At 71.3% G+C, this 13,264-nt stretch carries 9 protein-coding genes, 1 tRNA gene and 4 pseudogenes; 6 read left to right on the top strand and 8 right to left on the bottom strand.

The annotated features are described in order from the left end of the window. Nucleotides 1-237 precede the first annotated feature (237 nt). A pseudogene (locus AB8998_RS02465) lies at nt 238-971 on the top strand (SIMPL domain-containing protein). Between the two features lie 7 nt (nt 972-978). On the opposite strand, the pseudogene hpt reads toward AB8998_RS02465, so the two are convergent. The 4 genes and pseudogenes from hpt to dacB all read right to left on the bottom strand — a co-directional run bounded on the left by hpt (nt 979) and on the right by dacB (nt 5,006). Next, nucleotides 979-1,588, bottom strand: a pseudogene (gene hpt / locus AB8998_RS02460) (hypoxanthine phosphoribosyltransferase). A gap of 50 nt (nt 1,589-1,638) precedes the next feature. Next, nucleotides 1,639-2,599: pseudogene (gene tilS / locus AB8998_RS02455) on the bottom strand (tRNA lysidine(34) synthetase TilS). Then, on the bottom strand, nt 2,578-3,621 hold the full coding sequence (locus AB8998_RS02450) for a zinc-dependent metalloprotease (RefSeq protein WP_369741399.1): 1,044 nt from the start codon (nt 3,619-3,621) through the stop codon (nt 2,578-2,580). The pseudogene tilS and the gene AB8998_RS02450 overlap by 22 nt, the downstream one beginning before the upstream one ends. Further along, the gene (dacB, locus tag AB8998_RS02445) at nt 3,618-5,006 is read right to left on the bottom strand and encodes a D-alanyl-D-alanine carboxypeptidase/D-alanyl-D-alanine endopeptidase (RefSeq protein WP_369736667.1); all 1,389 of its coding nucleotides are present in this window, start codon (nt 5,004-5,006) and stop codon (nt 3,618-3,620) included. Before dacB ends, AB8998_RS02450 begins: the two co-directional genes overlap by 4 nt. Before the next feature lie 102 nt (nt 5,007-5,108). On the opposite strand from dacB, the gene AB8998_RS02440 reads away from it, so the two are divergent. Further along, the gene (locus AB8998_RS02440; protein WP_369736666.1) at nt 5,109-5,597 is read left to right on the top strand and encodes an inorganic diphosphatase; all 489 of its coding nucleotides are present in this window, start codon (nt 5,109-5,111) and stop codon (nt 5,595-5,597) included. Between the two features lie 15 nt (nt 5,598-5,612). Here the strand turns inward: AB8998_RS02440 and AB8998_RS02435 are convergent, their stop codons facing one another. Then, nucleotides 5,613-6,698, bottom strand: a complete 1,086-nt coding sequence (locus tag AB8998_RS02435) for a DUF475 domain-containing protein (RefSeq protein ID WP_369736665.1) — start codon at nt 6,696-6,698, stop codon at nt 5,613-5,615. Between the two features lie 182 nt (nt 6,699-6,880). Here AB8998_RS02435 and AB8998_RS02430 point away from each other — a divergent pair, with 182 nt between their 5' ends. The 3 genes and pseudogenes from AB8998_RS02430 (at nt 6,881) to AB8998_RS02420 (ending at nt 9,172) form a co-directional block, all read left to right on the top strand. Continuing rightward, nucleotides 6,881-8,095, top strand: coding sequence for a hypothetical protein (locus AB8998_RS02430; protein WP_369741398.1), 1,215 nt, complete (start codon nt 6,881-6,883; stop codon nt 8,093-8,095). Nucleotides 8,096-8,116: 21 nt separating this feature from the next. After that, nucleotides 8,117-8,816: pseudogene (locus AB8998_RS02425) on the top strand (glycosyltransferase family 2 protein). Between the two features lie 14 nt (nt 8,817-8,830). Next, complete coding sequence (locus tag AB8998_RS02420) at nt 8,831-9,172, top strand: DUF2304 domain-containing protein (RefSeq protein ID WP_369736664.1); 342 nt, start codon at nt 8,831-8,833, stop codon at nt 9,170-9,172. On the opposite strand, the gene AB8998_RS02415 is transcribed toward AB8998_RS02420, so the two are convergent. Continuing rightward, entirely contained in the window at nt 9,169-10,113 is a 945-nt protein-coding gene (locus tag AB8998_RS02415) for an NAD-dependent epimerase/dehydratase family protein (RefSeq protein ID WP_369736663.1), read from the bottom strand. The two genes, AB8998_RS02420 and AB8998_RS02415, sit on opposite strands and share 4 nt — an antisense overlap. Here AB8998_RS02415 and AB8998_RS02410 point away from each other — a divergent pair. After that, nucleotides 10,079-11,887, top strand: a complete 1,809-nt coding sequence (locus AB8998_RS02410; RefSeq protein WP_369736662.1) for a hypothetical protein — start codon at nt 10,079-10,081, stop codon at nt 11,885-11,887. The genes AB8998_RS02415 and AB8998_RS02410 overlap by 35 nt on opposite strands. Before the next feature lie 20 nt (nt 11,888-11,907). Here the strand turns inward: AB8998_RS02410 and AB8998_RS02405 are convergent. Then, a tRNA-Thr gene (locus AB8998_RS02405) sits at nt 11,908-11,983 on the bottom strand. A 53-nt stretch (nt 11,984-12,036) separates the two neighbouring features. Next, nucleotides 12,037-13,254: a DNA polymerase III subunit delta' gene (locus AB8998_RS02400; RefSeq protein WP_369736661.1), complete on the bottom strand. Its 1,218-nt coding sequence runs from the start codon at nt 13,252-13,254 to the stop codon at nt 12,037-12,039. Nucleotides 13,255-13,264 lie beyond the last annotated feature (10 nt).

Raw genomic sequence — 13,264 nt, 5'->3', positions numbered from 1 at the left:
TTCGGACATGTTAAGCGCGCGATGTCGCCGCACTACAGCCTTCGCGGGCTATGTTCACCACGGAGCCGACAATTGTTCATTTAGCTGGGGGGCTGTGCTGCAGTCTATGCGTATGGCATGAAATATGCTGCAAAAAAATATGATTAGAGTTTGGCATGAACTTTCTCGTGGTTGCCCATAGAGAAACTATGCTTTGCTGGCAACATCCGGGCGGGTCGAGGCGCTAAGGTGCACCGCATGCCGCAACCCAGCATTCCGGGCTTCGTCCGCCGCTCGCTCGTGGCCACCGCCGCGGGCGCGGCCATCGCCACGGTGTCGGCCTGTGACCACGACCCAGCCCAGCCGGGGGCGAACCCGCGCCAGGTGACCGTCGTCGGTTCGGGGCACGTCGAGGGCGTCCCGGACACGTTGGCCGCCGAGGTCGGCATTGAATTCACCGCACCCGACGTCACCGCGGCCATGGACCAGACCAACGACCGCCAGCAAGCGGTCCTCGGCGCGCTCACCGGCGCCGGGATCGATCGCAAGGACATCAACACCACCGACGTCACCCTGCAGCCGCAATACGGTACTGCCCCGCCCGGCGGCACCGCCACCATCGCCGGCTACCGCGCCGCCAACGCCATCGAGGTCAAGATCCATCCACCCGACGCCGCGTCGCGGGTACTGGCGCTCATCGTCGGCGCCGGCGGTGATGCGACCCGCATCAACTCGGTGAGCTATTCGATCTCGGACGACTCCCAGCTCGTCAAGGATGCGCGGGCGCGGGCGTTCGACGACGCCAAGAACAGGGCCGGCCAATACGCGCAACTGTCCGGCCTCCGGCTGGGCAAGGTGCTGTCCATCTCCGAAGTGGCCGGATCGGGGCCGCCCAAGGCGCCGGCGCCACAACGCGGCGTGGCCGCCGTCCCGCTGAACCCGGCCGGCAGACGGTGAGCTTCTCGGTGACCGCGGTGTGGGGGCTGGACTGAGTCGGTGCTACTGCTGGTAGACCCTGGGGTCCAGCATGCCGATGTACGACAGGTCGCGGTAGCGCTCGTCGTAATCCAGGCCATAGCCCACGACGAACTCGTTGGGGATGTCGAAACCGACATAGGCGATGTCGACGTTGGCGCCCCGCGCATCGGGCTTGCGGAGCAGCGTGCACACCCGCAGCGACCGCGGGTGCCGGCTGCTCAGGTTGCGCAGCAGCCACGACAACGTGAGTCCGGAGTCGACGACGTCCTCGACGATCAGCACGTCGCGCCCCTGGATGTCGCGGTCCAGGTCCTTCATGATCCGCACCACACCCGACGACGACGTCGAGGACCCGTAGGAGCTGACCGCCATGAACTCGAACTGGGTCGGCACGGGGATGGCGCGCGCCAGGTCGGTGACGAACATCACAGCGCCTGAGCACGGTGATCAGCAACAGGTCCTGGCCGGACTCGGCCACCAGGTCGCGGTAGCGGGCGCCGATTTCGTCGCCGAGTTCGGCGACCCGCGCCTGAATCTGCTCAGCCGTGAGCAGCACAGACTTGATATCCCCCGGGTAGAGCTCCGTTGGCTGCGCGGGGGTGATCGCCGAGGAGATCTGCGCCACGAGCACAGCGTGCCATGCCGGCGCGCCAATAACCAACGGCGGTTCGGATATTGCGGTTACCGGACCGGCTCGTGCCACATCGTCAGGACACCGTCGCGCCGGCCCGCGATCAGCCGCTCACCGCGCAGGGAGGATCCGACGGCCACTCCGCCCTGCCCGCGCCACGCGGTGACCAGCGTGTCGACGCCGCGAATCTGCTTGTCCGTCAAGCCGGTCGCGCCGCCGGCCAGCAGCCAGGAACGGATCACCCGGCGCCGGACGGGATCGGGCAGCGCGGCCAGCGTCCCCGCCCGCAGCCCCGTGCCCGTTCGCGCCGGGCATCGCCTCGGCGGCGAGCGAGTCGATCAACTCGGTGTCCTCGCGCAGCGCCGTCGCGGTGCGGGCCAGCGCCTCGGCCACCCCCCCGCCCAACACGTCCTCGAGCAGTGGCAGCACCTCCAGGCGGATCCGGGTCCGGGTGAAACGGCGGTCGGCGTTGTGCGGGTCCCGCCAAGCCGTCAGCCCCAGTTCGCGGCACGCGGCGTGCGTCAGGCTGCGGCGCACTCCCAGCAACGGCCGGCACCACGGAGGATCGTGCGGGCGCATCCCGGCGAGCGAACGCCCCCCGGAGCCGCGCCCCAGCCCCAGCAGGACCGTCTCGGCCTGGTCGTCGAGCGTGTGCCCCAGCAGCACGGGGCCGTCGCGGTGGCTGTCCAGCGCTGCGTAGCGCGCGGCGCGGGCGGCGGCCTCGGGACCGCCATCGGTGCCGACGTGCACGCGAAGCACCTGTGCGTCGACGCATCCCAGCGCGACCGCTTGTACGCGGGCGGTTTCCGCGACGGCCGCCGAGCCGGGCTGCAGGCCGTGATCCACGATCAGCGCTGTGGTGGGTCGCAGCTGGGCCGCGGCCGCGGTGAGTGCGAGCGAGTCCGGGCCGCCCGAGACCGCCACACACCATCGCGCCCCGGTGGGCAGGTAGGTGGCGGCGAAACCCTCGACGGCCGCACGCAGCCGCCCTACAGGACCCTGTCGATCCATCGCCGGGGTTCGTCGATCTCGGCCGGCAACGGCAGCGTGTCGGGCCCCGACCACACGGTGTTGAACCGCTGCATTCCGACCTGCCCGACCACATGGTCCACGAACGCCTTGCCGCGGGTGTACTGGCTGAGCTTGGCGTCGAGCCCGAGCAGGGCGCGCAGCACCCGCTGCAACGGCGGCTGCCTGCGGTGGCGCCGCTCGTCGAACCGGCGGCGGATGGTGGCCACCGACGGGATCACCATCGGCCCGACGGCGTCCATCACATGGTCGGCATGCCCCTCCAGCAGCGTTCCCAGCACCAGCAACCGGTCCAGGGCTTCGCGCTGCGGCTCGGATTGCACGGCGCGCACCAGGCCCAGGATTCCCGACGACCCGGCGTCGACCCCCGCACCGCGGCTGCGGACGTAGTCGGCCAGCCGGGCGACGACCTGCCCGATGTCGTCGCCGGCGCCCTGGGTCAGCAGCCCCAGCGCCTCCGACATGTAGTCCGCCAGCCACGGGTTGGCCGTGAACTGCACGCGGTGGGTCACCTCGTGCAGGCACACCCACAGCCGGAAGTCCGACGGATCGATCCGCAGTTGCCGCTCGACGGCGATGACGTTCGGATAGACCAGCAGCAGACAGCCCTGTTTGGCGGCCGCGAACGGGTCGTACTGCCCGAGGATCCCGGAGGAGACGAACGCCAGCACAGCGCCCGTCTGCGCGCCGGTAACGCGGCCGGTGAGGAAGCCGCGGGGCTTTTCCGTCCCGTTGGTCATCGCCCGCATCGACTCGGCCGCGGCCCGCACCCACTCCGGGCGGTCGACGACGCGGGCCGCCGGCACCGACCCGTTGGTGGCCAGGCCCGTAATGTCGCGCACCGGCGGTTCGGCCGTGGCGGCCGCGCCGGTCAGCTCGTCGATCACCTGGTGGCGGGTGTAGTCGCTGAACGGCGGGCCCGGCCGGGCCAGCCGCTGCCCGACGGTGGCCGCGAAGCCCCAGTCGACGGCGGTGCCGAGCGTCAGGTCGGGCGCCGCGGTCACGTCGCGCATCCGCAGAACCACAGCTTGGCCGCCAGCGCGTCCATCGCGTTACGGCCGTTCGGGCCCGCGTCGTTGGAGAGGAACGCGAAGGTCAGGACCCGTCCGCTGCGATCGGTGACCACCCCGGCCAGCGCGTTGACGGCGGTCAGGGAGCCGGTCTTGGCGCGCAGCCAGCCGGCGGGGCCCTGGTTGCTCGCCGAGTCCAGAAAACGGTCGCCCAGCGTCCCGCTGCCAGCCGCGACCGGCAGCAGATCCAGCAGCGCCCGCAGCCCGGGTTGGTCCGGCCCCGCGGCCGCCTGCACCGTGCCGTCCAGCGTCTTGGCGGTCAGGCGGTCGTCGACCGAGAGCCCACTGGAATCCAGCAGCGTGACACCCGCCGTATCGACGTGGGCGGCACCGAGCCGGTTGGTCACCGCATCGACGGCGCCGGCGAAGCTGCGGGGCCGGTTGATGGCGGCCGCCACCTCGCGGGCGATGCATTCGGCCAGGACGTTGTCGGAGTGCTCCATCATCTGCGACAGTCGCTCGATCAGCGGCGCCGACTGCACGACCGCCAGCTGCCGCGCCCCCGAGGGTGCCGTGGCGATCTTCACGGCGGCTGGGTCCAGACCCAGGGCCTTGGCCAGTTCCCGCCCGGCGTCCAGCGCCGGGGTGTGCGACCGCCTCGAGTTCACCGTGGTGGGCTGGATGCGCCCGGCGTCGATCATCACCGACTCGATCGGGGCGATGTCACCGTTGTCGACGTCGGCCGGATCCCAGCCCTGAGCCAGCGTCGGGCCGCTGAAGGCCGAGGTGTCGACCTGCACCGCGGTCGGTGTCACGCCACTGCGCCGGACCTGATCGACCAGGTCACTGATGCGCGCCGAATCCTTGTACCAGGTCTCCACGCCGGGCGGCGCCGCGGACAGCGCCGGATCCCCGGCGCCTACCAGCACGATCGGCCCCTGGGCGTTCTGGCTGCCGGCCACCACCCGGGTGCTGATCCGGGCCTGCCGGTCCAGCGTCAGCAGCGCCGCGGCCGCGGTCAGGATCTTGTTCGTCGAGGCGGGCACCAGCGGCAGGTCGTCGGCCACCTGCCAGAGCTCCATGCCCGTCATGGCGTCGGTGACCCGGCCGCCGAGCCTGCCGAGGTTCGGGTCGGCCGCCGCGGCCCCCAACGCCGCCGCCAGCCCCGCGGCGCCGGGCACCTCGGCGGTGTCGCTGACCGGGACCAGCCCCGGCTTCACCGCCGGCGGGCGCGGCGGCGGCACGGTGGGCCGCGCGCCGCTGGCTCGGTGCCCGCCCATGGTGAGAAACGTTGCTGTGCCGATCACGGCGGCCACGAACACCAGCACGGCCAACCCGAACAGAATCCGGGTTGATTTTTGCCAGCGAGTAGGACCCATCACTCTCCTGACTGTCTGACCCCATTGTGCCGAACTCCTCACAGGATGCATCGAATAGGGTGGACGCCCGACAGGGCGGAACCAGATGAAGGAGCCAACACGGTGGAATTCGACGTGACCATCGAGATTCTCAAAGGCCAGCGCAACAAATACGAGATCGACCACGAGACCGGGCGGGTGCGGCTGGACCGCTACCTGTACACCTCGATGGCCTACCCGACCGACTACGGATACATCGAGGACACCCTCGGCGAGGACGGCGACCCGCTCGACGCGATGGTGCTACTGCCGCAGTCGGTCTACCCGGGCGTGATCGTGGAGGCGCGTCCGGTCGCAATGTTCAAGATGACCGACGAGAAGGGCGGCGACGACAAGGTTCTGTGCGTGCCGGCCGGCGACCACCGCTGGGACCACGTCCAGGACGTCGGCGACGTTCCGGAGTTCGAGCTCGAGGTGATCAAGCACTTCTTCGTGCACTACAAGGACCTCGAGCCGGGCAAGTTCGTCAAGGCTGCCGACTGGGTGGGCCGCGAGGAGGCCGAGGCCGAGATCCAGCGCTCGATCGAGCGGTTCAAGGCCCAGGGCCACTGACACCGCGGTAGGAGGTCAGGCGGCGGACCTGGAGACGCGGCGGTTGCGCAGCACGCTCCAGGTCCACGCCGCCCCCACGAAGACCACCCCGACCGACGCGGTGAACGTCTCGGGGATGTGGAACCGCGGCTCGACCGAGATCAGCATGATCACGGCCAGCACGCCGATCGCCCAGTGCGCCCCGTGCTCGAGATAGACGTAGCGGTCCAGCGCCTCCTGGCGGACCAGGAAAATGGTGATGGACCGGACGAACATCGAGCCCACCAGTCCCAGACCCAGCGCGATGACGATCGGGTCCGAGGTGATCGCGAAGGCGCCGGTGACGCCGTCGAACGAGAAGGCGGCGTCGAGCACCTCGAGGTAGAGGAACAGCGTCAGGCCGGCCTTGCCGACGGCCGCGCCGGGGGGCTCGTTGGCGATGACGGCCTCCACGTCCGCCGGGCGGAAGGCCCGGCTCAGGCCGTTGACCACCAGGTAGGTGACCAGGCCCAGCAAGCCCGCCGTCAGCACCGTCGCACGCTCGGCGGCGGAGTGCGTCAGCCCGTTGCCGACGAGCGCCAGCGCGACCAGCGCCACGCTCACCGCCACCTGACCCAGCCGGCCGATGCGGGCGAAGGGCACCTCGATCCACTTGAGCCACTTGATGTCCCGGTCGTAGAAGACGAAGTCCAGGAACAGCATCAGCAGGAACGTGCCACCGAACGCCGCGATCTGGGGGTGCGCGGCGATGACCAGCTTCTCGTAGCTGGGTGAGCCGTCCGGGAACACCAGCGCGCCGTGCGGCGGCGGATGCAGCGCCAGCTCCATCGCGCGGACCGGGTCGATGCCCGCGCTCGCCCAGACGATGACCAGCGGGAACAGCAGCCGCATCCCGAAGACCGCGATGAGGATCCCGACAGTCAGGAAAATCCGCTGCCACAGCGGGCTCATCCGCTTCAGGACCGCGGCGTTGATGATCGCGTTGTCGAAGGACAGCGAGACCTCGAGCACCGCCAGCACCAGCAGCAGGAACAGGTCCTTGGTGCCGCCGTGGGCGTATCCGAGCGCGAGGGCCACCGCGGTGAGCAACAGCGAGACCCCGAAAATGCGCAACGCGGCCATGAATCCTTCCCAGACAGCCGCTCACATTAGCGAAACCCGGTCGCCGCCGCGCCCGTCGGTGGCGACGCAACGACGTCGGGGCACTATCTTCAGCCTGTGTCGTTGCATCGGGTCGGGCGGCCGGGGGTGCCGCCCCGGTGACCGGTGTGGGAGCCTCCAGCGGTCCGGTGGCCCGCGGCAGCATGGCGCGCGTGGGCACCGCCACCGCCCTCACCGCGCTGTGCGGCTACGCGGTGATCTATCTGGCCGCCCGTGACCTGGCTCCGGGCGGTTTTTCGGTGTTCGGGGTTTTCTGGGGGGCGTTCGGGCTGGTCACCGGCGCGGCCAACGGATTGCTGCAGGAAACCACTCGGGAGGTCCGGGCGACGCGCTACTTCGAGGTGCTGCCCGGCCCCGACGGTACGCGCACGCACCCATTGCGGGTCGCCGCGCTGGTCGGGGCCGCCGCGGCGGTCGTCATCGCCGGCAGCTCGCCGTTGTGGGGCGCACGGGTGTTCGTGGACGCGCGCTGGTTGTCGGTCGCGCTGCTCAGCGTCGGACTGGCGGGATTCTGCCTGCACGCCACGCTGCTGGGCATGCTGGCGGGCACCGACCAGTGGACGCAATACGGGGCGCTGATGGTGACCGACGCGGCGATCCGGGTGTCGGTCGCCGCGGCCACGTTCACGCTGGGCTGGGGGCTCGTCGGGTTCCTGTGGGCCACCGTGGCCGGCGCGGTGGCCTGGCTGGTCATGCTGGCGGCCTCGCCCGCGACCCGGCTCGCGGCCCGCCTGATGACGCCCGGCGGCGCGGCGACCTTCCTGCGGGGCGCCGCCCATTCGATCACCGCGGCCGGCGCCAGCGCGATCCTGGTGATGGGTTTCCCGGTGCTGCTGAAGCTGACCAGCACCGAGCTGGGGGCGCCGGGCGGCGTGATCATCCTGGCGGTGACGCTGACGCGCGCTCCGCTGCTGGTGCCGCTGACCGCCATGCAGGGCAACCTGATCGCGCATTTCGTCGACGAGCGCAACGACCGGCTGCGGGCCCTGATCACGCCGGCGGGGGTGATCGGCGGCATCGGCGCCGTCGGGGTGCTGGCCGCGGGTGTGGTGGGGCCGTGGCTGCTGCGGATCGGGTTCGGGGCGCAGTACCAGGCCAGCGGCGCGCTGCTGGCCTGGCTGACCGCGGCCGCGGTGGCCATCGCGATGCTGACGCTGACGGGCGCCGCCGCGGTCGCGGCCGCGCTGCATCGGGCCTATTCGCTGGGCTGGGTGGTCGCGACGGTGGCGTCGGGACTGCTGCTGTTGTTGCCGCTGCCGCTGCCGGCCCGCACCGTGGTCGGCCTGATGTGCGGTCCGCTGGTGGGGATCGGTGTACACCTGGCGGCGCTGGCGCGCACGGGGCGCATCACCGGCTGAACGATGTCCCGGGTGTAGGTTATGGGGATCGAAAAGCGCTATCCCGACGTCTGGGTCGTCATCCCCGCCTTCAACGAAGCCGCCGTCATCGGCGAGGTCATCGGCGACGTCCGTGCGGTCTTCGACCACGTCGTCTGCGTCGACGACGGCAGCACCGACGGCACCGGCGAGATCGCTTTGCGGGCCGGCGCCCACCTGGTGCGCCATCCGGTCAACCTCGGCCAGGGCGCCGCGATCCAGACCGGCGTCGAGTACGCCCGAAAACAGCCCGGGGCAATGGTTTTCGCGACGTTACGCCGACGGCCAGCACCGCGTCAAGGACCTGGCCGCGATGGTGGACCGGCTGTGCGCGGGCGACGTCGACATCGTGATCGGAACCCGGTTCGGCGGCACCGAGAGCAGCCGGCCGCCGCTGCTGAAACGCGTTGTGCTGCAGACCGCCGCGCGACTGAGCCGGCGCGGCCGCCGCCTCGGGCTGACCGACACCAACAACGGGCTGCGGGTGTTCAACAAGAAGGTCGCCGACGGGCTCGACATCACGATGAGCGGCATGAGCCACGCCAACGAATTCGTCATGCTGATCGAGGAAAACCATTGGCGGGTGGCCGAACAACCCGTCGAAGTGCTCTACACCGACTACTCGAAGTCGAAGGGGCAGCCCCTACTCAACGGTGTCAACATCATCTTCGAGGGGTTCCTGCGGGGCCGGTCATCGCGATGAAGAGGACGTGAGAGATGAACTGGATCCAGGTGCTGCTGATCGGGTCGATCGTCGCGCTGCTGGTCTATCTGCTGCGGTCGCGCCGGAGCGCGCGGTCGCGGGCCTGGGTCAAGGTCGGCTACATCGCCTTCGTGCTGGCCGGCGTCTATGCCGTGCTGCGGCCCGACGACACCTCGGTGGTCGCGCACTGGTTCGGGGTGCGCCGCGGCACCGACCTGATGCTCTACGCGCTGATCATGGCGTTCAGCTTCACCACGCTGAGCACCTACCTGCGGTTCAAGGACCTCGAACTGCGCTACGCGCGCCTGGCCCGGGCCGTGGCGCTCGAGGGCGCGCAGGCACCCGAACAGGCTTAGCCCGCACGCACCGTGCGGAAGTAGTCCACGGTGCGGCGTACCCCCTCGTCGAGGCCCACCCGCGGGCGCCAGCCCAGCACGCGTTCGGCCAGGCCGATGTCCAGGCAGGACCGCTTCAGGTCGCCGAGCCGCGGCGGGTGGAACTCCGGGTCGTCGGGCGCGCCGGCGGCCGCCGCCACCGACGAATGCAGTTGGCGGTCCGACGTTTCGGTGCCCGTGCCGATGTTGAAACGCTGCCCGCCGCCCGCGTCGCCGGAGGCCCTGACGAAGGCCTCGACCACGTCGTCGACGAACACGTAGTCGCGGGTGTTGCCGCCGTCGCCGAACACCTTGGTGGGCTTGCCCGCCAGCAGCGCCTGGGCGAAGATCGCCACCACGCCCGCCTCGCCGTGCGGGTCCTGGCGGGGGCCGTAGACGTTGGCCGGGGCGATGTGGGAGCAGTCCAGGCCATACAGGTGGCGGAAGGTGTTGAGGTAGATCTCCCCCGCCACCTTGCCCGCGGCGTACGGCGACACCGGGTCGGTGGGGACCGACTCGGGGGTCGGGTAGAACGGCGGGACGCCGTACACGGACCCGCCCGACGACGTGTGCACGACCTTGCGCACACCGGCGCGGCGCGCCGCCTCGGCCAGGCGCACCGTGCCGATCACGTTGACCGACGCGTCGAACTGCGGGTCGGCCACCGAGCGCCGCACGTCGATCTGCGCCGCCAGGTGGAACACCACCTCGGGGCGGTGCCGGTCCAGGACGTCGCCCAGATCCGCGGTCACGATGTCGGCTTCGACGAAGTCGTAGGCCGGGTTGCCGGCCAGGTGCTCGAGGTTGGCCGCTCGCCCGCTCGCGAAGTTGTCCAGCCCCACCACCGTGTGACCGTCGGCCAACAGACGGTCGACTAGCGTCGAGCCGATGAACCCGGCTGCCCCGGTGACCAGTGCGCGCACCGGCCCACCATACATAGCGGCGGCCGCCGCGGGGCTGATCGCCGTGCAGCTGGGCATCCACGCGGCGCTGGCGTTCGGCGGCTACTTCTATTGGGACGACCTGATTCTCGTCGGCAAGGCCGGCACCGAGGGCCTGTTGTCGCCGTCGTACCTGTTCGACGATCACGACGGTCACCTGATGCCGGCCGCCTTCCTGCTGGCCGGCGCCATCATCCGGGCCTCGCCCCTGAACTGGACGGGGCCCGCGATCAGCCTGGTGGTGCTGCAGTTGCTGGCCTCGCTGGCCCTGCTGCGCGCCCTGTACGTCATCCTGGGCTGGCGCCGGGTGCTGCTGATCCCGTTGACGTTCGCGCTGTTCACCCCGCTGGCGGTGCCCGGGTTCGCCTGGTGGGCGGCGGCACTGAACTCGCTGCCGATGCTGGCCGCGCTGGCCTGGGTGTGCGCCGACGCGATCCTGCTGGTGCGCACCGGCAACCAGCGCTACGCGGTGACCGGCGCCCTGGCCTACTTCGCCGGCCTGGTGTTCTTCGAGAAGGCCGCGGTGATCCCGTTCGTCGCCTTCGCCGTCGCCGCGTTGCTACGTCACGTCTTGGGCGACCGGTCGGCCGTGGTGACGGTGTGGCGGGCCGGCGTGCGGTTGTGGGTGGCGTCGCTGACCCTGACCGCCGCCTGGGCGGCCGTCTATCTGGCCGTTGTCAACCAGCGGCGGTGGAGTTTCGACCTGCCGATGACCGGGGCGCTGTTGTGGCGATCGGTCACCCACGGCATCGTGCCGGGGCTCGCCGGCGGGCCGTGGCGCTGGGCCCGGTGGGCGCCGGCGTCCCCGTGGGCCACGCCCCCGCCCGCGGTGATGGCGCTCGGCTGGCTGGTGCTGGCCGGGCTGCTCGCGCTGTCCCTGGTCCGCAAGCAGCGCATCGTCGCGGTCTGGCTCACCGCGGCCGGCTACGCCGTCGCCTGCCAGGTGCCGATCTACCTGATGCGCTCGTCGAAGCAGACCGCGCTCGAGCTCGCCCAGACCCTGCGGTACCTGCCCGATCTCGTCGTGGTGCTGGCGCTGCTGGCCGCCGTCGCGCTGTGCGCCCCCAACCGGGCGGGGCCGGCGCGCCGGCTCGACGCCTCGCCCGGGCGCGCCGTGGCGGTGGGGATCCTTGCTGCGCTGTTCGTGGTCAGCAGCCTGTACTCGACGGCGACGTTTTTGACCAGCTGGCGCGATAACCCCGCCCAGCCCTACCTGCGCAACGCCCGCGCCGGCCTGGCCGCCGCCCGCGCGGCCTCGCCGGCGCCGCTGCTGGACCAGGAGGTCGACCCGCTGGTGCTCCAACGAGTGGTCTGGCCCGAGAACCTGGCCAGCCACCTGTTCGCACTCCTGCGGGACCGACCCGAATTCGCCCCGGCAACAACGCAACTGCGCATGCTGGACAGCTCGGGCCGGCTGGTCGACGCGCACGTGACATGGGTGCGCACCATCGTGCCGGGACCGCTGCCGCGGTGCGGGTACTTCGCGCAACCGGACAAGCCGGCGCGGCTGGTGCTCGACGGCCCCCTGCTGCCGGCCGACTGGACCGTCGAACTCAACTACCTGGCCAACAGCGACGGCTCGATGACGTTGTCGCTGACCCAGGGGCCCGGCGTCAGGGTTGCGGTGCATCCGGGACTCAACCGGGTTTTCGTGCGCCTGCCCGGCGCCGGCGACGCGATCACCGTGCGCGCCGACACCGCCGCGCTGTCACTGTGCCTCGCGTCGGGACCGGTGGGATTCCTGACCCCGGCCTGAGGCATGGAGCCGTGGAGCCGTGGAGCCGCCTAGGAGAATCGAACTCCTGACCTATTCATTACGAGTGAATCGCTCTACCGACTGAGCTAAGGCGGCGTGCCCGCGTAGGGGCGGCACGAGTCTACGGCAGGCGGCCCGGCCCGCCCAAGTCACTCGCGCAGCTGCTGGCCGATGGCGGCGACCATCGCGTCGACGGCGAACTTCGGTTTGACGTTCATCGCCAGCGCCTCGCGGCACTCCAGCACCGCCTCGATGCAGCGCAGCAGCCGGGCGGGCGCGGCGTGGCCGGCCAGGGCCGCGACCCGCTCGGCCATGTCCGGGTGGTTGGGCCGGATCGCCGGGGCGCCCGCGGACACCACCAGGGCGTCGCGGAAATACGTCGCGAGGTCGATCAGCGCGCGGTCCAGCGCGTCCCGCGACGCCCGGGTGTGCCGCGACTTCTGCCGCCGCTCCAGGTCCTTGATCGCGCCCGTTGCGCCGCGCAGCGCGCCCGCGGTGCCCTTGCCGGTGCCGCCGGCGCCCAGCGCCGTCCGCAGCTCCTCGGTCTCGGCCTCGGCGCGGTCGGCGGTCAGCACCACCGCCTCGGCCTCGGCGGCGGCCACCAGCTCCTCGGCGGCCGCATACGCCCGCGCCGGGGTCGCGGCGTCGCGCACCAGCCCCAGCGCCTTCTCCCGGCGCTGCCGGGCCTCGGGGTCGGTGGCCAGCCGCCGCGCCCGGCCCACGTGGCCCCCGCTGACCGAGGCGGCCCAGCCGGCCGTCTCGGCGTCCAGGCCGTCGGTGTCGACCAGCACGCCCGCGATCGCCTCGGTGGGCGGTGTCACGAGCGCGACGTGGCGGCACCGGGACCGCAGCGTCACCGCGATGTCCTCGGGGTCCACCGACGGCGCGCACAGCAGGAACACCGTCGACGGCGGTGGTTCCTCCACGACCTTCAGCAGCGCGTTCCCCGCGCCCTCGGTCAACCGGTCGGCGTCCTCGATCACCACGATCTGCCGGTGCCCGCCGGACGGGCGGCGCGACGCGATCTGCACGATGGCGCGCATCTCGTCGACGCCGATGGACAGGCCCTCGGGAATCACCCGCCGCACGTCGGCGTGAGTGCCGGCCATCGTCGTCGTGCACGCCCGGCAGCTGCCGCAGCCGGGACCGCCGTCGTCGAACGACGCGGTGCATTGCAGCGCGGCCGCGAAGCACAACGCCGCAACCGAGCGCCCCGACCCCGGCGGGCCGGTGATGAGCCACGCATGTGTCATAGTCCCGTCGCCGGCGCCCGCGTGATCCAGATCACCGCGGGCGGCCCGCGCCGCGGCCAGCAGCTCGGCCTCCACCGCCTCCTGGCCTACCAGCCGCGTAAACACCCCGGACATCACCGGCAAC

The sequence above is a fragment of the Mycobacterium sp. HUMS_12744610 genome, from assembly GCF_041206865.1.
Classification (GTDB): Bacteria; Actinomycetota; Actinomycetes; order Mycobacteriales; family Mycobacteriaceae; genus Mycobacterium; species Mycobacterium servetii.
This window is presented reverse-complemented; position numbering and strand designations above follow the sequence as displayed.

What these genes read in the sequence shown, in the direction of transcription:
- AB8998_RS02420 (WP_369736664.1), top strand. Translation starts at nt 8,831, where the DNA reads ATGAACTGGATCCAGGTGCTGCTGATCGGGTCGATCGTCGCGCTGCTG.
- AB8998_RS02410 (WP_369736662.1), top strand. Translation starts at nt 10,079, where the DNA reads ATGAACCCGGCTGCCCCGGTGACCAGTGCGCGCACCGGCCCACCATAC.
- AB8998_RS02400 (WP_369736661.1), bottom strand. Translation starts at nt 13,254, where the DNA reads ATGTCCGGGGTGTTTACGCGGCTGGTAGGCCAGGAGGCGGTGGAGGCC.
- dacB (WP_369736667.1), bottom strand. Translation starts at nt 5,006, where the DNA reads ATGGGTCCTACTCGCTGGCAAAAATCAACCCGGATTCTGTTCGGGTTG.
- AB8998_RS02430 (WP_369741398.1), top strand. Translation starts at nt 6,881, where the DNA reads ATGGCGCGCGTGGGCACCGCCACCGCCCTCACCGCGCTGTGCGGCTAC.
- AB8998_RS02435 (WP_369736665.1), bottom strand. Translation starts at nt 6,698, where the DNA reads ATGGCCGCGTTGCGCATTTTCGGGGTCTCGCTGTTGCTCACCGCGGTG.